The organism is Ferribacterium limneticum (assembly GCF_020510585.1).
In the GTDB taxonomy this organism is placed as follows: domain Bacteria; phylum Pseudomonadota; class Gammaproteobacteria; order Burkholderiales; family Rhodocyclaceae; genus Azonexus.
The window spans coordinates 96,918-116,653 of record NZ_CP075190.1 but is presented as its reverse complement, the minus strand read 5'-3'; the positions used below and the strand labels follow the sequence as shown (position 1 = coordinate 116,653).

Sequence of the window (19,736 nt, the reverse complement as noted above, 5' to 3'; positions counted from 1 at the left end):
GAGGCCGTATTATCCGTGCTCCCGCAGCCCGCGTCGAGGCAGAATTTGGCCGCCCAAAACCGCTTTACCGAACACCTGATCGCCTGGCAAAAGACCGCCGGCCGCCACGACCTGCCCTGGCAGAAGACGCAAGACCCTTACCGCATCTGGCTTTCCGAGATCATGTTGCAGCAGACGCAAGTCAGCACGGTGATCCCCTATTACGCGCGCTTTCTGGCCAGTTTTCCCGATGTGCTGGCGCTTGCTGCGGCGCCGATCGAGTTGGTCATCGAGCACTGGGCCGGCCTCGGCTATTACGCCCGGGCGCGTAATCTGCACCGTTGTGCGCAGCAAATTGCTGCGCTGCACGGCGGAAAATTCCCGAAAACCGAAGCGCAGCTGGAGGAATTGCCGGGTATTGGCCGGTCGACCGCGGCAGCCATCGCCGCCTTCGCCTTCGGGCGCCGGGCGGCGATTCTCGACGGCAACGTCAAGCGCGTGCTGTGCCGGCAATTCGGTGTCGAGGGCTTTCCCGGCGCCAAGGCCGTGCATGACCGCCTGTGGGATCTGGCCGAAAGCCTGCTGCCGGACAACGACATCGAGGTTTACACGCAGGGGCTGATGGACCTCGGCGCCACGCTGTGCACGCGCAGCCGGCCGCGCTGCGCCGACTGCCCGGTGGCGGCCGAGTGCGTCGCCAAGCGTGACGGCCGGCAGGGGGAATTGCCGGAAGCCAAGCCGCGTGCTGCCGTGCCGGAACGCATCTCAACCTTCGTTCTGCTCACCGATGGCCAGCGCCTGCTGCTCGAACGGCGCCCGCCTTCAGGGCTGTGGGGCGGCTTGCTGGTACCGCCAGAAGGCGAGCCGGCCGTGGTGGCGGCCCGCTTCGGACTGGCGCTCGGTGAAACGACGAAATTGCCGCCCTTCAAGCATGTCTTCACGCATTTCCGGCTGACGCTGGAGCCGGTGCTGTGCCGGATTGACGCCCGATTTCAAGTGGCCGAACCGGGGCTGGAATGGGTAGAAATTGGGCGCGCGGCCGATGCCGGCGTGCCGGCGCCGATCAAGAAACTGATCAGGCAGGTTGCCAGCGCAGCGGGCTGAGGCCCCAGCGCTCGAAGCTTTCGGCGCGAACGATCTGGCCGTAGTGGTTGCCGATCTTGCGTGACAAGTCGACGCTGACCGGCGTCGTGACGTATTGCTGGCGGCCGGTGTGGTAGATGACGCGGACGGTGGGCGTCAGCATGTTGTCGGGGTGCAGTTCCTCGACGACGGCGAGATGTCCGCTATCGAGCAGGACCAGCGTACCGACCGGGTAGATGCCGACGGTCTTGACGAAGGCGGCCACGAGCGCCGGATCGTATTGAAAGCCGGCCTCGTCGTAGAGCTGGCGCAGCGTGTGCGATGGCGACATGGCGGCGCGATAGGGGCGGTCGGAGGTCATCGCGTCGTAGGTGTCGACGATGGCCGCCATGCGCCCGGCCACGGAAATTTCATCGCCGGCCATGCGGTACGGGTAGCCGCAGCCGTTATAGCGCTCGTGGTGTTCGAGAACGACGGCGACCGAGGTCTCGGACAACCGCGTGGTGGCGTCGAGCACGGCCAGTCCCTCTTCGACATGGCTCTGCACAATGGAGAATTCGGCCTGGGAGAGCAGGCCCGGCTTCGCCGTCAGCTTGGCGTCGAGGGCGGCGTGGCCGATATCCTTGACCATGGTGCCGAGCGCCAGCTTTTCGATTTCCGGCTCGGGCAGGCCCTGATGGCGGCCAAAGGCAATGATCAGCGCGGCCGTTGCCACGGCATGTTCGGTGGCGTAGGCGTCGAGGCGCTTGAGGCGGGCCAGCGGCACGAGGGCGTCGGGGTTGCGGATGACCGAGGCGATCATCTTGCTGACAATCGGCTCGAGGTAGGCGGCATCGACATTGTTGCCGGCCTTGGCCGAGAGCATGAGGCCGCTGACCGTATTGCTGGCTTCATGCAGCAGCCGGCCGGCCCGCCGCCTTTCTTCGCCGAGCGAAACGGTGCGCGGCGTGGCGGCCCGTATTTCGGCCAGTGATTTGAGCTTTTGTTCGATCTGGTTGATGCGCGCTATCGGTGTCGGCGGCAGATCGATGCCCCGGGCGGTATCGATGCTGATTTCCTCGATGCCCTCTTCCCTGATCTTGGCGATATGCGCCTCGTCGCGCACCATGAATTTCGACTGCCAGAGGGAATGGTCGAACCAACGCTTGTGCAGGTCCACGACATACATGCCGGGCAGCAATTGGTCGATGTTTAGCTTGCGGATCATGCCGGCAGTTTCGATTATTTTTGCTCGGCGGTCTGGGCGGCACGCTGCTCGGCTTCGCGCACTTTTTGGGCGACGCGGGCATCGTGATCGGCCTGTTTCTTGCGCTGCTTTTCCGCCTCGGCGAGCTTGCGCTTCTCGCCCTCGGCCGCCTTGGCCGCCTTGGCGGCACGCGCCGCGGCTATCTTGTCCTCGGCCGACTGGCGGGCGTTCATCGATTCGGCCTGACGCAATTCGAGATCGGCGGCGCGGCGCGGCGCATCTTCGACCTGGACCCTGTTCCGGTCACTCAACTGCTCGCGCTTCACTTCGCGCTCCATGGCCCTGCCGTCAATTTCCAGCCGGCGCGCCTCGCGCGTCGTTTTCAGGTGCTCCTTGGCAGCGGCATTGCGGCAATCGTTGATCAGGAATTTGGTCGCACATTCCGTATTTTTCCGCGCCAGCAATTCGTCGGCTTCGTCCTGGCGCGCCCTGCTCTCGGCCTGCAGCGCCGCCGCCTTGTCGAGGCGCACCTGCCAGGCCGCCTGCTGCTCGGCACTCACCGCACCATCGGCGGCCAGCGCGGCAAAAGGCAGGGCGAGCAGAACAATCAGGCCGGCAACCACGGATAGGGATCTATTTTCCATTTTTCGTAACTCTCAAAACTGGCGATGCGGTCCGGCACCTTGGCGAGATCGACGATCTCGGGCGGAACATAGTGTTCCTGGCCGGTGCGGAACAGCTTGATCATTCAGTGATTCTAGCAGGCTGCCGCAAAGCGTAGCTAAAATGCCTGGAAAGCGCGGCAAGCCTTTGTAATGTTTCGAATTTTGGCCATTTTTTCCGGTTGACCGTGGAAGTCGGCCGAAATGCGTAAAAAACGGCCTCCGAGCCCCGTCTCGCCGCCCCGCTCGCTATAATCAGCCCCCTCATGATCGCCTTACGCCAAGTCACCTTCGCCCGCGCCGGCCGCCCGCTCGTCATCGACGCTTCCGTCCAGCTCCACCCCGGTTGGAAAGTCGGCGTCGTCGGCGCCAACGGCTGCGGCAAATCCAGCCTCTTCGCGCTGCTCGCCAACGAACTGCACGCCGAATCGGGCAACGTCGAAATCCCGGCCAGCTGGCACATCGCCCGCGTTGCCCAGGAAACGCCGGCCCTGCCCGATGCGGCCATCGATTTCGTCCTCGACGGCGACGTCGAACTACGCCGCATCGAACGCGAACTGGTTGAAGCCGAAGCAAAAGGCGATGGCGTCGCCATCGGTCACCTGCACGCCCGCTACGCCGACATCGGCGGCTACTCGGCCAAGGCGCGCGTTGCCGAAGTGCTGCACGGCCTGGGCTTCACCGACGCCGATTTCGCCCGTTCGGTCGCCGAATTTTCCGGCGGCTGGCGCGTCCGCCTCAACCTCGCCCGGGCCCTGTCCTGCCGCGCCGACCTCCTGCTACTCGACGAGCCGACCAACCACCTCGACCTAGACGCCGTCTTCTGGCTGGAAAACTGGCTCAAGAACACCTCAGCCACGCTGCTTTTGATCTCCCACGACCGCGACTTCCTCGACGCTGTCGTCGGCCAGATCATCGCCATCGACCTCCAGCGCCTGACGCTGACCAGCGGCGGCTACAGCGACTACGAACGGGCCCGCGCCGCCCGCCTCGCTACGCAACAGTCGTCCTACGAAGCCCAGCAGCGCGAAATCGCCCACCTCTCCAGCTTCATCGAACGTTTCAAAGCCAAGGCCACCAAGGCCCGTCAGGCGCAAAGCCGCATCAAGACGCTCGAGCGCATGGAAATGGTCGCCGCCGCCCACGTCGACTCGCCTTTCCATTTCGCTTTCCGCCAGCCGACCGCCCTGCCCGACCCGCTGCTCAGCATCGAAAAAGCCTCGGCCGGCTACGCCGACCACAAGATCATCGACCACGTCACGCTGACGCTCCGCCCCGGCTGCCGCATCGGCCTGCTCGGCCGCAACGGCGCCGGCAAATCGACGTTGATCAAACTGCTGGCCAATTCAATCCCCCAGCAAGGCGGCGAACGCAAGGAAGCCAAGGCCCTCAACATCGGCTACTTCGCCCAGCACCAGCTCGAACAACTGCGCCCCGACGAATCGCCGCTGCAACATCTGGTGCGCCTCGACCCGACGGCCACCGAACAGGAACTGCGCGACTACATCGGCGGCTTCGATTTCCGCGGCGACATGGCGACGCGCGCCATCGAACCCTTCTCCGGCGGCGAAAAATCGCGCCTTGCCTTGGCATTACTGATCCGCACCAAGCCCAACCTGCTGCTGCTCGACGAACCGACCAACCATCTCGACCTCGAAATGCGCGAAGCCCTGACCTTCGCCATGCAGGACTTCGAAGGCGGCGTCGTTTTTGTTTCGCACGACCGCCATCTGCTGCGTACCTGCGCCGACGAACTGCTGCTGGTGGCCGACGGCAAAGTCACTGAATTCGATGGCGACCTCGACGACTACGCCGCCTGGCTGGCCGCCCAGCGCAATGCCGAAAAGGCGCCGGAAGCGGACGTCGCTGCCGAGAAATCGGAACGCCTGGCGCAACGGGCCGATGCCAAGGCCAATCGGCAGGCCCTGCTCGCCCAACGCCGGCCGCTGGTCAAGGAAATCGAGCAGCTTGAGCGGAAGCTGGCGAAGTGGAACGAGGAAAAGGCAACCTTGGATGCTCAGTTCGCCGATCCGGCTTTCTATGCCTCGGTTGATCGGGCGAAAAGCGAGGAAATGCACAAGCAGGCCGGCCTGCTCGGCGAGCAGATCGACGAAGCCGAAATGCGCTGGCTTGAAGTGCATGAGTCGCTTGAGGCATTGCCATCGGCCGATTGAGTCGGACTGGAATTGTCCCGGTCTCCGGGATGATGGAATAACCCGGTTCGTCCCTGCTCCAGCTGATCGCGATTGCCGACCAAATCAATGCTTCGCTCCCCGGAGAATGCCTTCGGGGTTTTCCGGAAGCATCGCCGCTTGGCAATGCTTCCGTCTGGCCGCCTTGGCCTATCGACGCCCGATCAGCATACCGAGCACCAAACCGACACTGGCCGCAATCCCGACCGTTTGCCATGGATTCTTCCGGACACAGGCATCAGTCGCCGCGGCAGCAGCCTTGCTCTTTTCCAGAGCTGCAGCCTCGGCATTCGCAACCCGCACCTTGGCAGCGCCCAGACGCTCGCTGATTCGCTGACGCACGTCGAGCATCTTGTCGCCAGCAACGCCGGCAGTCTCGCGAAAAATATCTTCGGCATCGGAAACAACCGCTTTCATGTCGGCAACAATTTTCTGGCTGCTGCTCAGATCAGTCACATTGGACATATCTCACCTCTGAAAATAAAAAATAACCAAACCACAGCCCTGATGAACAGACAATTCGGCGCCGGCATGGGGCAACATGCGCCAAGCAACACCCTGAGTCCAACAGTTGATGTTTTCGGCCTATCAGATCGCCGGTTTGGGTTGCGGTTTCTTACCTTTTGATTCCTTCTTCTTGTCTTTGCTGCCCATGAGCTTCTCTCCTGAATAGATTGCCTAGGAACTACTCAATTCACCGATTCATCCTAGTCCGGATATTCAATCTTGGCCAATGTTGGCGGATGTATTTTTCTTGCCAAAAGAGAGTAATGCCGCCGCTCAACGGCCAAACACATTGCCCAATCCCACGGTCAACCGGGTTTACTACGTGAAACGTAAAACCCGCCCAAAAAGAAAACCCCGCATCGGGCAAAATCGCATTTTCCGAATCCGCCCGCTGGAACCAACTCGAGCAGATCGACAAAGCTGAAATACGCTTCATGGAATTCCATGAAATCAAACAGCTACGGACACGTCTCACCGCCTTTGCTCCTATAATGACCTTTTAACCACCATGGTCTTGGAGCGGCACATGAAGATCCTTCATTTTCTGCTGTTGTCCTGCTGCCTGACCTTGTTTTCGCCAATGGCTGCAGCCCAGGAAAAGGCGACGGTTCGCCCGCTCACCGTCGGGCTCATGCCCTACCTCAGCACCCGCATGCTGCTGGCCAATTACCAGCCGATTGCCGTTGCCCTCGAACAGGAGTTGCAGCAACCCGTCCAGCTCGTCACCGCCCCGGATTTCGACACCTACGTCAAACGCGTGCTTGATGGCGAATACGACATGGCGGTGCTCGCCCCCCACTTCGCCCGGCTGGCCATCCGCGATTACGGCTATTCCGCCCTGCTCATGCACAAGGCACCGATCCGCGGCGTCTTGGTCACCGCCCGCAACAAGCCGCTGGCCAGCATTGACGGACTGCGCGGGCAATCCATCGCCATCGTGGACCGCAGCGCGCTGCTCGTCATCGTCGGTGCCGTCACCCTGGCCGATGAAGGTCTCAAGGAAGGCAGCGATTACACCTTTGTCGAGACCGTTTCGCATACCAGCGCGCTGCACAACGCCGCTTCCGGAAAGTCGCGGGCCGCGCTCATTTCCTATTCGACGCTGATCTTGGCCTCACCGGAACTGCAGCGCGACGCCGTGATCTGGCGCGATCTGAACAGCATTCCCGGGCTGTTCTACATTTCCCACAACCGCGTACCAGCCAGCCGGCAGAAACAGATCAAGGCGGCGCTGCTCGCCTTCGAGAAAACCCCTGACGGCCAGCAGTTCTTCGAGAAAACCAAGCATGGCGGTTTCGCCGAACCGGGCCGCGCCGAAGCCGATTTTCTCGACCGCCTGCTGCCGGAAACCCGCCGCCAGCTCGGGGCAACCATCCGCTAAATGGACTTCTTCCGTTTCCTGCAGTCCTTGCGTGGCCGGCTGATCACGCTGACGGTAGTGGTCGAGATCGTGATGATTTCGGCCATCCTGTGGAACAGCCAGCGTCTCGCCGAGGAACACCTGATCCGCCAGTTTGAACTGCGCCGCGCCGAAATCAGCAGCCTGCTCCAGGCCGCCCTGGCCCCGGCCATGGTGCAGCGCGACTACGCTGCCGTCAGCGAAATTCTCGACAGTGCGCAGAAGTTGCAGGGCATGACTTATCTGGTCATGTTCGACGAAGACCAGCAACGGGTAGCCAGCAGCAATCTCGACAGCGCCAGCCCGATACCGGCGGTCGACGCCGGGAATCAGCCGATTTTCCGTTTGCAGAACCTCAACGTCCGCATTCCGATCCGCCTTGAGCAGCGCAGTTACGGCGAATTGCAGATCGGCATCGACCTGCGTTTCCTCAATGAAGCACGCCAGGAGATCCTGCTGCAAAACTTCGTGCTGGCGGTACTCGGCATCCTGTTGTCGACCTTCGTTCTGATCGCCATTGCCCTGTGGCTGACCCGCCGTCTGGCCGCGCTGAGCGCCGCCAGCAACGACCTGGCGGCCGGCCGCCCGTTCCAGCCGCTGAATGCCTCGGTCAATGACGACATCGGCGTCGTCGTCAATGCCTTCAATGGCATGGCTGCCGCGCTCGAACGACGGATGCTCGATCTGCGCCTTTCCGAATCCGAGCAACGCGCCCTGGCCGAAATCCTCGCCACCGAACGCGGCCGCCTCGACGCCCTGCTCGCCGCCATGCGCCTCGGCCTCGTCTTCGTCGCCGGCGACGGCCGAATCTCCTACCTCAATCCAGCTTTCCTGAAACTCTGGGGCATCACCCCGGGACACCAACTGATCGACCAGCCGGTGCACGTGCTGCGCCAGCAACTGCAGCAATCGATGCCGGTACTCGGCGCCAGACAGTGTTTCGATGGCGACGGTTCGCTGCGCGAATACAGCCTGCCAGATGGCCGGACGATTACCGAGCACAGCGTCGCGGTGATCAGCCCGGCTGCCGTCGAAGGCGGGCGCTTGTGGATTTTCGAGGACGTCACGAGCCAGCGCCAGATTGCCGAGCGTCTGGTTTTCATGGCCGAGCGCGACTCGCTGACGGCCCTGGCCAATCGCGCCCGCTTCGACGCCGAACTCGATCGCCTGCTGACCCAGGCCGAGCGCGACCCCGGCTTGTACGGCGCGCTGATTTATTTCGATATCGACGAGTTCAAGACGATCAACGATACCTTTGGCCATCGGGCCGGGGACCATGTGCTGATCCGCACGGCCGATACGGTCAGCAAGCTGGTCCGCACCACCGAATTGTTCGCCCGCCTCGGTGGCGACGAGTTCGCCATCATCGCCCCCAACGCCGACCTGGCCGGCGCCCAGAGTCTGGCTGAACGCCTGCTCAGCGCGGTTGCCGCCATGCAGTTCGAGTTCGAGAACCGCCGGCTGAGCCTGACCATCAGCGTCGGCATAGCCCTTTTCCCCGAACATGCCGGCAGCGCCGAAGAGCTCGTTTCGCGCGCCGATGCGGCGATGTACCAGGCCAAGCGGGGTGGCAAGAACGGCTGGCGCCTGTACCGGCCCGATCTCGATCAGTCGGAAGCCATGCTGGTGCACCTCGGCTGGAACGAAAAGATTCAGGCGGCGCTCAGGACGGGCCGCTTCCTGCTGCATTTCCAGGCTATTCATTCGACCGGCAGCAGTGCAATTTCCCACTACGAAGCACTGGTCCGCATGCGCGACCCGGAGCATCCGGACGAACTGTTGCTCCCCGGCCGCTTCATTCCGGCGGCCGAACGGACCGGCCGGATCGTCGACATCGACCGCTGGGTGATGCGCGCGGCGATCACCAAACTGGCCGAAAACCCGACCCTGCCCGCCCTGGCCATCAACATTTCGGCCCGCTCCTTCGACGATCCGACCCTGGCCCGCAGCATCAGCTCGCTGCTCGCCGAGTTCCAGGTCGAACCGCGGCGGCTCATCGTCGAACTGACCGAAACCTCGGCCCTGGCCAACATGCATGATTCCGAGCAGTTCATCCGGGATATCCGCGCTCTCGGCTGCACCGTCTGCCTCGATGATTTCGGCGTCGGCTTCTCGTCCTTCGCCTATCTCAAGCACCTGTCGGCCGATGTACTGAAGATCGATGGCATGTTCATCAGCAACCTGCCAACCAGCCGCGAAGACCAGGTTTTCGTCCGCGCCATCGTCGATGTGGCGCGCGGTCTGGGCAAGAAAACCGTGGCCGAATTCGTCGGCGATGCCGAAACCCTGCGACTGCTCGCCGAGATCGGCGTCGATTACGTGCAGGGCTACTATCTTTCGCGCCCGACGGCCGATATAAGCGTGCCCTGATCGGGTAAAATCGAGCTTTTCCCGAACACCGCTGGAGCCAAATCGTGCAAATCGTCTGCCTAGACCTCGAAGGGGTCCTCGTCCCCGAAATCTGGATCGAATTCTCCAAGCGCACGGGCATTCCCGAGCTCATGCGCACGACGCGCGACGAGCCGGATTACGACAAGCTCATGACCTACCGCCTGGACATCCTGCGCCAGCACAAGCTCGGCCTGCCGGATATCCAGAAGGTGATCGGCGAAATGGGCCCGATGCCGGGCGCCCGCGCCTTCCTCGACAAGCTGCGCGAGGATTACCAGGTGGTCATCTTGTCCGACACCTTCTACGAATTCGCCCATCCGCTCATGCGCCAGCTGGGCTGGCCGACGCTGTTCTGCCATTCGCTCGAAGACGACGCCGAGGGCATGCTGGTTGATTACCATCTGCGCATGCCGGATCAGAAGCGCGAAGCAGTCAAGCGTTTCAAGGAACTGAATTTCAAGATCGTCGCCGCCGGTGATTCGTACAACGACACGGCCATGCTCGGCGAAGCCCACGGCGGCATCCTGTTCCACCCGCCCGAGAACGTCATCCGCGAATTTCCGCAGTATCCGGTCGTCCTCAATTACGACGACCTGCGCAGCGAGATCGATAAAGCCTTCGCCCGCGCCGCCTGAAGCACCGCCCAATTCGCCATGGCTTCGAGCACCGCGTTCGATCCGGATTTGATCCGGGGCCTCGAGGCCTTGGCGGCAACCACTTTTCCCAAGCGCTGCCGGTGCTGTGGCCGCAGTTTTACCGATGTCGCCGACTATGTGGCGCAAACCCATGCCATGCCCAACGGCGCCCAGGGGCTCAAGCAGTCACTCGGTGACGACGGTCATGTCGTCGTCGATCTGTTCCGCAATTGCCCTTGCGGCTCGACCCTCATGGATTCCTTCAGCGACCGGCGCGATACTTCGGCGCAAGGAGAGGCGCGGCGCCTGCGCTTCAACGAGCTGATGGCCTATCTGCAAAGCCGCGGCCTGGCTGCCGAGGTGGCCCGCCACGAACTGCTCGAGGTCATGCACGGCAGACCCAGCGCAATCCTGACCCAAATTCGCCCGCCGGCGACTGGAAAAACCAAGCATGCATAGCGACCGTTTCTATACGCTCTCCGCCTCCTGCCCCGACCAGGTCGGCATCATCGCCAGGGTTTCCGGCTTCATCGCCGGCAACGGCGGCTGGATTCTCGAGTCGAGCTTCCATTCGGACGTGCTGACCAGTCGCTATTTCATGCGTATCGAGATCAAGGCCAGCTCGCTGCCGTTCCTGCTTGCCGAGTTCCGCGAACGCTTCCGCACCGAGGTCGCCGAGCCGCTGTCGATGACTTGGCAGATCAACGACAGCGCGGTCAAAAAGCGCGTCGTCGTCATGGTTTCCAAGCAGGAACATTGTCTCTACGACCTGCTGGCGCGCTGGCAGGCCAAGGAGCTCGACATCGAGATTCCCTGCGTCATTTCCAACCACGACACTTTCCGTGGTTTCGTCGAGTGGCATGGCATTCCCTTCCATCACGTGCCGGTCAGCGCCGACAACAAGGCCGCCGCCTATGCCGAAATTCGGCGCATCTTCGACGACGTGCGCGGCGATTCGATGGTCCTCGCCCGCTACATGCAGGTGCTGTCGCCAGACTTGTGCGATGCGCTGGCCGGCAAGATCATCAACATCCACCACAGCTTCCTGCCCAGCTTCGCCGGCGCCAAGCCCTACCACCAGGCCTACACGCGTGGTGTCAAACTGATCGGGGCGACCTGCCACTACGTGACGAGCGAACTCGACGCCGGGCCGATCATCGAGCAGGACGTCATCCGCATCGACCATTCCGATTCGCCGGAAGACATGGTGCGCTACGGCAAGGACATCGAGAAAACCGTCCTCGCCCGCGGCCTGCGCTACCACCTTGAAGACCGGGTGCTGGTGCATGGCAACAAGACCGTCGTTTTCCGCTAGACCATCATGCTGATCCGCCGCGCTGACTCCCTGCTCCTCGTCGTCGATATTCAGCAAAAGCTGGCGCCGGCGATTCACGACAGCGAGCGCGTCGTCGCCAACTCGCTTCGTCTGCTCGAAGGGGCACGCCAGCTTGGCATTCCGGCTTTCGTTTCCGAACAATACGTCAAGGGCCTCGGCCCCAGTCTCGACGCCATCCGGACGGCTGCGGTCGACGCCAAATTCTTTGAAAAAACGCATTTTTCCTGCGCCGCCGAACCCGGTGTCGTCGATCTGCTGCGCGCCGCCAAGCGGCCACAAATTATCCTGACCGGTACCGAAATCCATGTTTGCGTGCTGCAGACAGCTTTCGGGCTACAGGCAGCCGGCTTCGAGGTCTATCTCGTCGCCGATGCGGCCTCGTCACGAACGCCGGAAAACCGCAGCGCGGCCATCGAGCGCATGCGGGCGGCCGGTATCGGCATCGTGACGACCGAAATGGTCCTCTTCGAGTGGCTGCATCAGGCCGGCACCGATGATTTCCGCAAATTGCTGCCGCTGATCAAGTAAGCGGCCGGGCTATCGGTCCGTAAACCGCATTCCCACGGTCAACCGGAAAAAAACGCCAAAACTGAAATGCCTCCCAAAAAAAAACGGGCACCAAAAGGTGCCCGAAGGGAGAGAGACTACAGAGATAAATCTTAGTGGTGGTAAGCGGTTTCGCCGTGCGAGGTGAGGTCAAGACCTTCACGCTCTTCTTCTTCCGGCACACGCAGACCGATAACGATATCGACCAGCTTGTAAGCCACCAGGGACACCACACCGGACCAGACGATGACGGTACCGACGCCCCACAGCTGGCTGATCACTTGCGTCGTCATGTCGAACGGGGCAACAGCGTTGGCCACGTAGTCATAGACACCTGTGCCGCCCAGGGCCGGATCAACGAAGACACCGGTCAGGACAGCGCCGAGGATGCCGCCGATACCATGGACGCCGAAGACGTCGAGGGAGTCGTCAGCACCGAGCATCTTCTTCAGGCCATTGACGCCCCACAGGCAGACGATGCCAGCCAGCAGGCCGATGATGATGGCGCCCATGACACCGACGAAGCCGGCGGCCGGGGTAATCGCCACCAGACCGGCAACAGCACCGGAAGCAGCACCCAGCATGGAAGGCTTACCCTTCAGGATCCATTCAGCGAACATCCAGGACAGCGCTGCACAGGCAGTAGCAACCCAGGTATTGACCATGGCCAGAGCAGCGCCGCCGGAGGCTTCGAGGGCGGAACCGGCGTTGAAACCGAACCAGCCGAACCACAGCAGGGAGGCACCGATCATCGTGAAGGTCAGGGAGTGCGGAGCCATCGAGACGTTGCCCAGGCCGGTACGCTTGCCAACCATGTAGGCACCAACCAGACCGGCAACAGCAGCGTTGATATGCACAACGGTACCGCCGGCGAAGTCGAGCGCGCCCTTCTGGAACAGGAAGCCAGCTGTCTTGCCGGCAGCTTCGCCAGCGGCAGCATCGATGTAGGCATCGGGACCCGCCCAGTACCAGACCATGTGTGCCATCGGGATGTAGGACAGCGTGAACCAGATGACCATGAAGACCAGGACGGCGGAGAACTTGGCACGCTCAGCGAAGGCACCGACGATCAGACCGCAGGTAATGGCAGCGAAAGCGCCCTGGAAGATCACGAAGGCCAGTTCGGAGATGACGACACCCTTGGAGAAGGTCGCGCCAACCGATTCAATCGTGACGCCCTTCAGGAACAGCTTGTCGAGCACACCGAAGAACTCGTTACCCTCGGTGAAGGCGGCGGAGTAGCCGTAGATCACCCAGAGAACCGAGATCAGCGAGAAGGTCACGAAAACCTGCATGAGCACCGACAACATGTTCTTGGTGCGGACCAGACCGCCGTAGAACAGGGCCAGGCCGGGGATGGACATCAGGATGACCAGGGCGGCACAGACCATCACCCAGGCGTTGTCGCCCTTGTTGGCGACGAGCGGGGCAGCGGCCGGAGCGGCGGCCGGAGCAGCTTCAACAGCAGCAGCCGGTGCGGCGGCCGCTGTGGTGGCAACGGCAGCTTCAGGCGCAGCAGCCTTTTCTTCAGCCCAGGCCGGAGCGCCGAAACCGACGGCGCCGACCAGAGCCAGCAATGCGAATAGACGTTTCATAATTTGTGGCTCCTTAGAGGGCATCGGTACCGGTTTCACCGGTCCGGATACGAATAACCTGCTCGACGTCGAAGACAAAGATCTTGCCGTCACCGATCTTGCCGGTGCTGGCCGATTTCTCGATCGCTTCGATGATCTGATCCAGCTGCTCAGCCTTGACGGCAGCTTCGATCTTTACCTTGGGCAGGAAATCGACGACATACTCGGCGCCCCGATACAGCTCGGTATGGCCCTTCTGCCGGCCGAAACCTTTCACTTCAGTGACCGTGATGCCTTGCACGCCGATGGCGGACAACGCTTCACGCACTTCGTCAAGCTTGAACGGCTTGATGATGGCGGTAACGAATTTCATGATGGCTAGTTCCCCAGAAAGTTGAGACTTGTAATTCCCCCGCCGGCGCCGGCCGGTGCACAAGCGGGGGAGGTTTTAAGCTTGCTTAGAAAGTTTTGCTGAAGGAAAGCACTGCCGTAGCCTTGCTAACATCCTTTGCAGAGGTACCGGTTCCGATGAAGCAATAGGCACCGCTAGCGGAACCGCAGCCTTCTGCATCAGTATCCGTGTATGCCAGACCGACAACCCCGAACCCGACATCCTTGGTTACACCCAATTTCCAGTCGGTGTAAGAGGCATTGCTGTAGTTCTTAACATCCTGATGGCCGATGTGACCCTGAACACCCCAGCCATTACCGAGGTCGTAGTTCGCGGACAGATCAACATAGCCACTACCACGGTTGTTGCCGCCGTTACCGCTTTGGTCGCCCCAGGCAAACAGGTACTTAGATACCGAATAGTTGTACTTCAGAGTAATGAACTTCCAACCGAGAGCAACATAGAGCTCCGTAGTATCCGGGGTCAGGCTATTACCGTTGCTATTCCCCGTGTAGTAATACTTGAGAGCGCCCACATCGTACGAAAAGTCATCAGCAAACGTACCCTTGTAGCCAGCATAGAAGTCCCATTCCATACTTGAGTTGTCCTTGGTATTCACCCAGCCAATGTTGGATGCCCAAGTACCTACATAGAGGCCGCTGGCGTGAGCGTAATCAAAACCGCCTTGAATGGCAGGCTTGTTTTGGCTCTGGCTGATACCGCGAAAAACATAATTGCTGGTCAGCGCAACATTGCCGGTAAAGGTATGGCTGGAGGCCGGAGCGGCTTCTTCGGCGAAGGCCGGAGCGGCAAAGGCGCTAACAAGAGCCAAGGCGATGAGTGACTTCTTCATGTTTTCTCTCCTACGGATTGATTAAAGTAAAAAAAGAATTTTGTGCAGTACAGCAATAGCAGAAGGCGTGCCAGGGTATTTTTTTGATCAGAATCAAAGGATTGCCCGCTGCAACCGAGATCATGCACCAACTTGTCGCACCATTACAGTGCAGTTACAGAACGTTACGCACCATGGGTGAGCGGCTGTCCAAAACCGCAATAATTCCGCTGTGTTAAACTCAAAACCCCACGGAGGACATCATGCTCGACCCCAAGACACTGGAAGAATTTGGCGCCAAGATCAGCGCCCTGCTGGCCAACTCGCCGGCCAAGGATATTGAAAAGAACGCCAAGATGGTGATGAGCGGCTTTTTCTCGAAGCTCGATCTCGTGACCCGCGAAGAATTCGACGTTCAGGCGCAAGTGCTGGCCCGTACCCGCGAAAAGCTCAAGGATCTCGAAGCCCGCGTAGACGCGCTGGAAAAATCCCGCTCGGGCCAATAGCTCAGTGGCACTGGCCATCGCGCACAGTCGAGGACTGGATGGCCTGAATGCGCCGCCGGTGACGGTCGAGGCTCATCTGGCCAGTGGCCTGCCCAGCTTCACCCTCGTCGGCTTGCCGGACACCGAAGTCAAGGAAGCACGCGACCGCGTTCGCGCCGCCATCGTCAATTCCGGGTTCGAATTTCCGTCCAAGCGCATCACGGTAAACTTGGCCCCGGCCGACCTGCCCAAGGAGTCCGGCCGTTTTGACCTGCCCATCGCGCTCGGCATCCTCGCCGCCAGCGGGCAGATTCCCGGCAAGCATCTGGCGGACTACGAATTTGCCGGCGAGTTGTCGCTGTCCGGCGAACTGCGCCCGATTCGCGGCGCGCTGGCCATGGCTTTGCAAACAGCCGGCCACGGCAAGCATTTCATCCTGCCTGAAGCGAGTGCCCGCGAAGCGGCGCTGATCGGCAGCAACGAAATACTTTCCGCCCGCTCGCTGCTCGACGTCTGCGCCCACCTCGCCGAGCGCGAGACGCTGCCGCAGGCGATTGCCACGGTCAACCCGGAAAATCAGCCAATTTTCGCAGACCTTGCCGAGGTTCGCGGCCAGTCGCAGGCCAAGCGGGCACTGGAGATTGCTGCGGCGGGCAACCATTCGCTCCTGATGGTCGGTCCGCCTGGTTCTGGCAAATCCATGCTCGCCGCCCGTCTGCCCGGCCTCATGCCGGCGTTGCAGGGCGAAGCGGCCAAGGCCTCAGCCGCCGTGCTGTCGCTGGTCGGCCAGTTCCGGCCGGAAGCCTTTGGCGTTCGCCCTTACCGCCAGCCACACCACACCGCCTCGGCCGTGGCCTTGGTCGGTGGCGGCAATCCGCCGCGACCGGGCGAAATCAGTCTGGCCCATCAAGGAATTTTGTTTTTGGACGAGCTCCCGGAATTTGACCGAAAAGTCCTCGAAACCCTTCGCGAGCCGCTCGAATCCGGGCGCGTCCATATTGCCCGCGCCGCCCGGCAGGCCGAGTTTCCGGCCGAGTTCCAGCTCATCGCAGCGATGAATCCGTGTCCGTGTGGGCATCACGGCTCGTCGAAAGGCAAATGCCGCTGCACGCCGGACCAGATCGCCCGCTATCGCGGCAAGCTCTCCGGGCCCTTCCTCGACCGCATCGACCTGATCATCGAGGTTCCCGCGCTGTTGGCTGAGAGCCTTGCCGGCAAGACCGATGGCGAATCGTCAGCCACCGTTCGCGCTCGCGTCGAGCAAGCCCAGAATCGCCAGCAGGCCCGGCAACAGAAACCGAACGCCCGGCTGAGCACCAAGGAAGTCGATGCCGACTGCCAGCCCGACGCCACCGGCAACAAGTTGCTGCAACAGGCAACGACCCAGCTCGACCTGTCGGCCCGCGCCTGGCACCGCATCCTCAAAGTCGCCCGGACCATCGCCGATCTGGCCGCCTGCGACGACATCCGCGCCGCCCACGTCGCCGAGGCCATCCAGTATCGACGTTTCGCCCGTGGGTGAGCACCAGACCCGGCGGGAAACGCGCGGCATAGCCATTTTGCTGGCCTCGCTGGCGGCGCTCGGACCGTTTTCGATCGACGCCTACCTGCCGTCCTTCCCTGAAATCGCCGAAAAGCTCAACGCTACGCAGCTCGAAGTTCAACAGACGCTGTCGATCTACCTGCTCTCGTTCGCCGTCATGACCCTGTGGCATGGCGCCATTGCCGACCGTTTCGGCCGGCGCAACGTGATTCTCGTCGCCGTTGGCCTGTTCGCCGTCGCTTCGGCCGGCTGCACGCTGGCCACGCGCATCGAGCACCTGTGGTTCTGGCGGGCCATGCAGGGCATCACGGCCGGCGCCGGCATCGTCATCGGCCGCGCCATCGTCCGCGACCTGTACGACGGCGCCCCGGCCCAGCGCCTGATGTCGCAGATCACCATGATGTTTGCGCTGGCCCCGGCCGTCGCCCCGGTCATCGGCGGCTGGCTGCATAGCTGGTTCGGCTGGCGTTCGGTTTTTGCCTTTTTGGTCGTGTCGACCGCAGCATTGTGGCTGGCCTGCTGGAAACTGCTGCCGGAAACCCTGCCCCCGGAAAAACGCCAGTCGCTGCGCCCGGCCTACCTCGGCGCGGCGTACTGGAAAGTCATGACCTCGCCGCCCTTCCTGTTTGTCTGCGCCGCAGTGTCGCTGAATTTCGGTGGATTTTTCATCTACGTGCTGTCAGCACCGGTCTTTTTGATGACCCATCTCGGCGTCCCGGAAACCGGCTTTCTCTGGTTATTCGGCCCGGCAATGGGGGGCATGATCTGCGGTTCGTGGCTGTCCGGCCGGCTGGCCGGGAAAATTTCGCCGAGTCAGACGATCGCCGTCGGCTATCTGGTCATGGGCAGCGCTGCCGCTTTCAACCTGATCCTCAATCTCGCGCTGCCACCAGGGCTGCCGTGGAGCGTCATGCCGATCTTTGTCTACACAACCGGCATGTCGCTGGCCATGCCCAGTCTGACCCTTTTTGCCCTCGACCCATTTCCTGCCCAGCGCGGCCTCGCTGCCTCCTGCCAGACTTTCTTTCAGTCCGGCTTCAACAGCCTGTCCGCTGCGCTGATCGTCCCGGCCCTGTGGGGTTCCACCCTGACCATGGCGCTCGGCATGGCCGGTCTGCTCCTGGTTGGCGGCCTGTCCGCCCTGCTCCACCAGCGCCTAAGACTGAAACCACGGTAGTCCACGGAAGCGCCAGCCACCCAGCGTACCGCGATGGTAGTCCTCGTCGAGCGGCCCTTCGAAACCTTCAAGAACATTGATGACATGGCTAAAGCCGGCCGTTTCGAGGGCGTCACCGGCATGGATGGAACGTTGGCCGCTGCGGCAAATGATCAGCACCGGCCGGTCCAGGTCGTTGCGCACGAGGCGTTTCACCTTGTCGGTGAATTCCGGGTCGATTTCCCAGTCCGGTCCTTCCTGCCAAGCGACATGCTCGGCACCGGCCGGGTGGCCGACGTACATGTGCTCGATTTCCGTCCGGCAATCGACGAGCACGGCTTGCGGGTTTTCCTGAAGCAGGGCGTGGGCGGCGAGAGGATCGAGATGCAGCATCGGCATATCCGAAAATTAGGGTAGTCCGATATTATGAAAGCAAGCCGCGCAAAGCGACAACTTGATCGAACCGTTCTACCGGAGCCCGCATGAAACTTCCCGCCTGGATCACTACCGCCGCGACGGCGGTCATTGCCGCCCTGCCCGGCTGCGACTACGTCAACATGCAGGAAATGAAAGCGGGCATCACGACGCAGGCCGAAGTCCGCGCCCGCATGGGCGAACCGGGCTTCGTTCACCACAACGACGACGGCACGGCGACCTGGGAATACGCCCGGCAACCGAACGGCACCAACTGCTACATGATCACCTTCGGCAGCAACCAGGTGATCAGCAAGATCGAACAGGTGCTCAACGAGGCCAACTACGGCAAGGCGCGTGTGGGCATGAGCAAGGACGACATTCGCCGGCTGTTTGGTGCCCCGGCCACCAAACAGATCTTCGCCAACCTCGGCGAGGAAATATGGGAGTGGCGCGTCGAGGGCATCCCGTCGACGGAGGAAACCTACTTCATGGTGCATTTCGACACCGAGCACGGCGGCGTCAAGAAAACATCCAGCCGCGTCCAGCCCAAGGGCTGATTCAGGTTCAGTAAGTCAGCGTCCGCCACGCGGGGTCGAGACCGCGGACGACAAAAGCCGTCGCCCCGGCGTGGCGGCAGCCAGCCAGCAGGCTTTCACCGGCACTCACCCACTGCGCCTGCGCCATGCCGCAGGCGTAAAGCGTGGCGCCTTCCCGCTGCACTTCACGCAAAAAATCACCGACCGACTTTTCCTTGTCCGGGGTGGCGTAGGCGGCATCGGCGACGCCGTCGACCAACCAGCGCACGGCCGGGCCGGCAAAGTGGATTTCAACCTCGGCATCGAGCGCCCGCGCCGCTAGCGCGTGGATCAGCGGCGTGACGACCAGTTCGGGATGATCGGGCGTCGCCGCCCAGATCAGGAGCGCCAGCTGGTCAGCCAAAGCTCGCCTCCGGTTCGATCTTGAGGATGTGCTGGCGATAGGCAGCCGCATCGACCAACGTCAGCTTTTCCTCGGCCCAGCGCGTCGGCCGGGCCCGCGCCATCCAGCCCTTGCCATACGGTTCAAGATTGACCAGCTTCGGCCGCTCCTCGGCCTCGTCGTTGCCTTCGAGTAGCACGAAGGAAATCGGCGCATGCACGGCAAGTACCGTCTTCCGGCACTCCACCGTACCCATCCCCCGGCCCAGTTGAACCTCGGCGCCCTTCGGCTTGCTGGTAAAGGCGATGATCTCGCCGGCCAGGAAAATGCCGAAACTGGTCGCGCCGATCAGCACTTCGCCGTCGCCGGTTTCGAGCACCCACATGTCGTGGCGCGGGCAGTAGAGACGGTCGTCGGGGATGGTGCCGGTGAAGGGGGTGTGGGCCATTTCAATTTGTCGAGTTAATTTCGCTGGCTGGTCGTTCGTGCCGCGAAGCCGAGCCG

The 19,736-nt window shown here is 62.0% G+C and carries 23 protein-coding genes; 12 read left to right on the top strand and 11 right to left on the bottom strand.

Annotated elements, in window-relative coordinates; translation table 11 throughout:
* Positions 1-45: 45 nt before the first annotated feature.
* Positions 46-1,083, top strand: coding sequence for an A/G-specific adenine glycosylase (gene mutY / locus KI613_RS00510; RefSeq protein WP_226403285.1), 1,038 nt, complete (start codon positions 46-48; stop codon positions 1,081-1,083).
* On the opposite strand, the gene KI613_RS00505 is transcribed toward mutY, so the two are convergent.
* Genes KI613_RS00505 through KI613_RS00495 form a run of 3 tightly spaced genes read right to left on the bottom strand, consistent with a single transcriptional unit; the run spans position 1,055 to position 2,996 of the window.
* Positions 1,055-2,269 (bottom strand): HD-GYP domain-containing protein, encoded by a 1,215-nt coding sequence (locus KI613_RS00505; RefSeq protein WP_226403284.1) that lies wholly within the window; start codon positions 2,267-2,269, stop codon positions 1,055-1,057. The genes mutY and KI613_RS00505 overlap by 29 nt on opposite strands.
* A gap of 14 nt (positions 2,270-2,283) precedes the next feature.
* Complete coding sequence (locus KI613_RS00500; RefSeq protein ID WP_226403283.1) at positions 2,284-2,892, bottom strand: hypothetical protein; 609 nt, start codon at positions 2,890-2,892, stop codon at positions 2,284-2,286.
* A complete protein-coding gene (locus KI613_RS00495; RefSeq protein WP_226403282.1) occupies positions 2,856-2,996 on the bottom strand; it encodes a hypothetical protein in 141 nt (46 codons plus the stop codon). The genes KI613_RS00500 and KI613_RS00495 overlap by 37 nt, the downstream gene beginning before the upstream one ends.
* Positions 2,997-3,176: 180 nt before the next feature.
* On the opposite strand from KI613_RS00495, the gene KI613_RS00490 reads away from it, so the two are divergent.
* Positions 3,177-5,084 carry an ATP-binding cassette domain-containing protein gene (locus tag KI613_RS00490; protein WP_226403281.1) on the top strand — a complete coding sequence of 636 codons (1,908 nt, stop codon included), beginning with the start codon at positions 3,177-3,179 and terminating at the stop codon, positions 5,082-5,084.
* Positions 5,085-5,252: 168 nt separating this feature from the next.
* On the opposite strand, the gene KI613_RS00485 is transcribed toward KI613_RS00490, so the two are convergent.
* Together KI613_RS00485 and KI613_RS00480 are read right to left on the bottom strand one after the other, a co-directional pair.
* Positions 5,253-5,567, bottom strand: a complete 315-nt coding sequence (locus KI613_RS00485) for a DUF883 family protein (protein ID WP_226403280.1) — start codon at positions 5,565-5,567, stop codon at positions 5,253-5,255.
* A 229-nt stretch (positions 5,568-5,796) separates the two neighbouring features.
* Positions 5,797-6,045, bottom strand: coding sequence for a hypothetical protein (locus KI613_RS00480; RefSeq protein ID WP_226403279.1), 249 nt, complete (start codon positions 6,043-6,045; stop codon positions 5,797-5,799).
* Between the two features lie 90 nt (positions 6,046-6,135).
* Between KI613_RS00480 and KI613_RS00475 the strand changes: the two genes are divergently transcribed.
* Genes KI613_RS00475 through KI613_RS00450 form a run of 6 tightly spaced genes read left to right on the top strand, consistent with a single transcriptional unit; the run spans position 6,136 to position 11,898 of the window.
* Entirely contained in the window at positions 6,136-6,990 is an 855-nt protein-coding gene (locus KI613_RS00475; RefSeq protein ID WP_226403278.1) for a phosphate/phosphite/phosphonate ABC transporter substrate-binding protein, read from the top strand.
* Positions 6,991-9,378 carry an EAL domain-containing protein gene (locus KI613_RS00470; protein ID WP_226403277.1) on the top strand — a complete coding sequence of 796 codons (2,388 nt, stop codon included), beginning with the start codon at positions 6,991-6,993 and terminating at the stop codon, positions 9,376-9,378. It abuts the gene before it with no gap.
* Positions 9,379-9,422: 44 nt separating this feature from the next.
* The gene (gene thrH, locus KI613_RS00465; RefSeq protein WP_226403276.1) at positions 9,423-10,034 is read left to right on the top strand and encodes a bifunctional phosphoserine phosphatase/homoserine phosphotransferase ThrH; all 612 of its coding nucleotides are present in this window, start codon (positions 9,423-9,425) and stop codon (positions 10,032-10,034) included.
* Between the two features lie 18 nt (positions 10,035-10,052).
* Positions 10,053-10,493, top strand: a complete 441-nt coding sequence (locus KI613_RS00460) for an oxidoreductase (protein ID WP_226403275.1) — start codon at positions 10,053-10,055, stop codon at positions 10,491-10,493.
* Complete coding sequence (purU, locus tag KI613_RS00455; RefSeq protein WP_226403274.1) at positions 10,486-11,349, top strand: formyltetrahydrofolate deformylase; 864 nt, start codon at positions 10,486-10,488, stop codon at positions 11,347-11,349. The genes KI613_RS00460 and purU overlap by 8 nt, the downstream gene beginning before the upstream one ends.
* A gap of 6 nt (positions 11,350-11,355) precedes the next feature.
* Positions 11,356-11,898 carry a hydrolase gene (locus KI613_RS00450; protein ID WP_226403273.1) on the top strand — a complete coding sequence of 181 codons (543 nt, stop codon included), beginning with the start codon at positions 11,356-11,358 and terminating at the stop codon, positions 11,896-11,898.
* Positions 11,899-12,029: 131 nt separating this feature from the next.
* Here the strand turns inward: KI613_RS00450 and KI613_RS00445 are convergent, their stop codons facing one another.
* From KI613_RS00445 to KI613_RS00435, 3 genes are all read right to left on the bottom strand, one after another.
* Positions 12,030-13,511: an ammonium transporter gene (locus KI613_RS00445; RefSeq protein WP_226403272.1), complete on the bottom strand. Its 1,482-nt coding sequence runs from the start codon at positions 13,509-13,511 to the stop codon at positions 12,030-12,032.
* Positions 13,512-13,524: 13 nt separating this feature from the next.
* Complete coding sequence (glnK, locus tag KI613_RS00440; RefSeq protein WP_226403271.1) at positions 13,525-13,863, bottom strand: P-II family nitrogen regulator; 339 nt, start codon at positions 13,861-13,863, stop codon at positions 13,525-13,527.
* Positions 13,864-13,948: 85 nt separating this feature from the next.
* Complete coding sequence (locus KI613_RS00435; RefSeq protein WP_226403270.1) at positions 13,949-14,734, bottom strand: TorF family putative porin; 786 nt, start codon at positions 14,732-14,734, stop codon at positions 13,949-13,951.
* 242 nt (positions 14,735-14,976) lie between these two features.
* Here KI613_RS00435 and KI613_RS00430 point away from each other — a divergent pair, with 242 nt between their 5' ends.
* Genes KI613_RS00430 through KI613_RS00420 form a run of 3 tightly spaced genes read left to right on the top strand, consistent with a single transcriptional unit; the run spans position 14,977 to position 17,918 of the window.
* A complete protein-coding gene (locus KI613_RS00430) occupies positions 14,977-15,219 on the top strand; it encodes an accessory factor UbiK family protein (RefSeq protein ID WP_226403269.1) in 243 nt (80 codons plus the stop codon).
* A gap of 4 nt (positions 15,220-15,223) precedes the next feature.
* Positions 15,224-16,720: a YifB family Mg chelatase-like AAA ATPase gene (locus tag KI613_RS00425; protein WP_226403268.1), complete on the top strand. Its 1,497-nt coding sequence runs from the start codon at positions 15,224-15,226 to the stop codon at positions 16,718-16,720.
* A complete protein-coding gene (locus KI613_RS00420) occupies positions 16,713-17,918 on the top strand; it encodes a multidrug effflux MFS transporter (protein WP_226403267.1) in 1,206 nt (401 codons plus the stop codon). Before KI613_RS00425 ends, KI613_RS00420 begins: the two co-directional genes overlap by 8 nt.
* Here the strand turns inward: KI613_RS00420 and KI613_RS00415 are convergent.
* A complete protein-coding gene (locus KI613_RS00415) occupies positions 17,898-18,290 on the bottom strand; it encodes a rhodanese-like domain-containing protein (RefSeq protein WP_226403266.1) in 393 nt (130 codons plus the stop codon). The two genes, KI613_RS00420 and KI613_RS00415, sit on opposite strands and share 21 nt — an antisense overlap.
* A gap of 89 nt (positions 18,291-18,379) precedes the next feature.
* Here KI613_RS00415 and KI613_RS00410 point away from each other — a divergent pair, with 89 nt between their 5' ends.
* Complete coding sequence (locus KI613_RS00410; protein WP_226403265.1) at positions 18,380-18,871, top strand: hypothetical protein; 492 nt, start codon at positions 18,380-18,382, stop codon at positions 18,869-18,871.
* Between the two features lie 7 nt (positions 18,872-18,878).
* Here the strand turns inward: KI613_RS00410 and KI613_RS00405 are convergent, their stop codons facing one another.
* Both KI613_RS00405 and KI613_RS00400 read right to left on the bottom strand, forming a co-directional pair.
* The gene (locus KI613_RS00405) at positions 18,879-19,253 is read right to left on the bottom strand and encodes a DsrE family protein (RefSeq protein WP_226403264.1); all 375 of its coding nucleotides are present in this window, start codon (positions 19,251-19,253) and stop codon (positions 18,879-18,881) included.
* Positions 19,246-19,680: a glycine cleavage system protein H gene (locus KI613_RS00400; RefSeq protein ID WP_226403263.1), complete on the bottom strand. Its 435-nt coding sequence runs from the start codon at positions 19,678-19,680 to the stop codon at positions 19,246-19,248. Before KI613_RS00400 ends, KI613_RS00405 begins: the two co-directional genes overlap by 8 nt.
* Between the last annotated feature and the right edge of the window lie 56 nt (positions 19,681-19,736).

Excerpts from the sequence above, each read along its gene's own strand:
- KI613_RS00400 (WP_226403263.1), bottom strand. The coding sequence starts at position 19,680 with ATGGCCCACACCCCCTTCACCGGCACCATCCCCGACGACCGTCTCTAC.
- KI613_RS00470 (WP_226403277.1), top strand. The coding sequence starts at position 6,991 with ATGGACTTCTTCCGTTTCCTGCAGTCCTTGCGTGGCCGGCTGATCACG.
- KI613_RS00505 (WP_226403284.1), bottom strand. The coding sequence starts at position 2,269 with ATGATCCGCAAGCTAAACATCGACCAATTGCTGCCCGGCATGTATGTC.
- glnK (WP_226403271.1), bottom strand. The coding sequence starts at position 13,863 with ATGAAATTCGTTACCGCCATCATCAAGCCGTTCAAGCTTGACGAAGTG.
- KI613_RS00435 (WP_226403270.1), bottom strand. The coding sequence starts at position 14,734 with ATGAAGAAGTCACTCATCGCCTTGGCTCTTGTTAGCGCCTTTGCCGCT.
- KI613_RS00460 (WP_226403275.1), top strand. The coding sequence starts at position 10,053 with ATGGCTTCGAGCACCGCGTTCGATCCGGATTTGATCCGGGGCCTCGAG.
- KI613_RS00415 (WP_226403266.1), bottom strand. The coding sequence starts at position 18,290 with ATGCTGCATCTCGATCCTCTCGCCGCCCACGCCCTGCTTCAGGAAAAC.
- KI613_RS00445 (WP_226403272.1), bottom strand. The coding sequence starts at position 13,511 with ATGAAACGTCTATTCGCATTGCTGGCTCTGGTCGGCGCCGTCGGTTTC.
- KI613_RS00500 (WP_226403283.1), bottom strand. The coding sequence starts at position 2,892 with ATGGAAAATAGATCCCTATCCGTGGTTGCCGGCCTGATTGTTCTGCTC.
- KI613_RS00430 (WP_226403269.1), top strand. The coding sequence starts at position 14,977 with ATGCTCGACCCCAAGACACTGGAAGAATTTGGCGCCAAGATCAGCGCC.
- KI613_RS00480 (WP_226403279.1), bottom strand. The coding sequence starts at position 6,045 with ATGAAGCGTATTTCAGCTTTGTCGATCTGCTCGAGTTGGTTCCAGCGG.
- KI613_RS00485 (WP_226403280.1), bottom strand. The coding sequence starts at position 5,567 with ATGTCCAATGTGACTGATCTGAGCAGCAGCCAGAAAATTGTTGCCGAC.
- KI613_RS00490 (WP_226403281.1), top strand. The coding sequence starts at position 3,177 with ATGATCGCCTTACGCCAAGTCACCTTCGCCCGCGCCGGCCGCCCGCTC.
- purU (WP_226403274.1), top strand. The coding sequence starts at position 10,486 with ATGCATAGCGACCGTTTCTATACGCTCTCCGCCTCCTGCCCCGACCAG.
- KI613_RS00450 (WP_226403273.1), top strand. The coding sequence starts at position 11,356 with ATGCTGATCCGCCGCGCTGACTCCCTGCTCCTCGTCGTCGATATTCAG.
- KI613_RS00410 (WP_226403265.1), top strand. The coding sequence starts at position 18,380 with ATGAAACTTCCCGCCTGGATCACTACCGCCGCGACGGCGGTCATTGCC.
- KI613_RS00495 (WP_226403282.1), bottom strand. The coding sequence starts at position 2,996 with ATGATCAAGCTGTTCCGCACCGGCCAGGAACACTATGTTCCGCCCGAG.
- KI613_RS00475 (WP_226403278.1), top strand. The coding sequence starts at position 6,136 with ATGAAGATCCTTCATTTTCTGCTGTTGTCCTGCTGCCTGACCTTGTTT.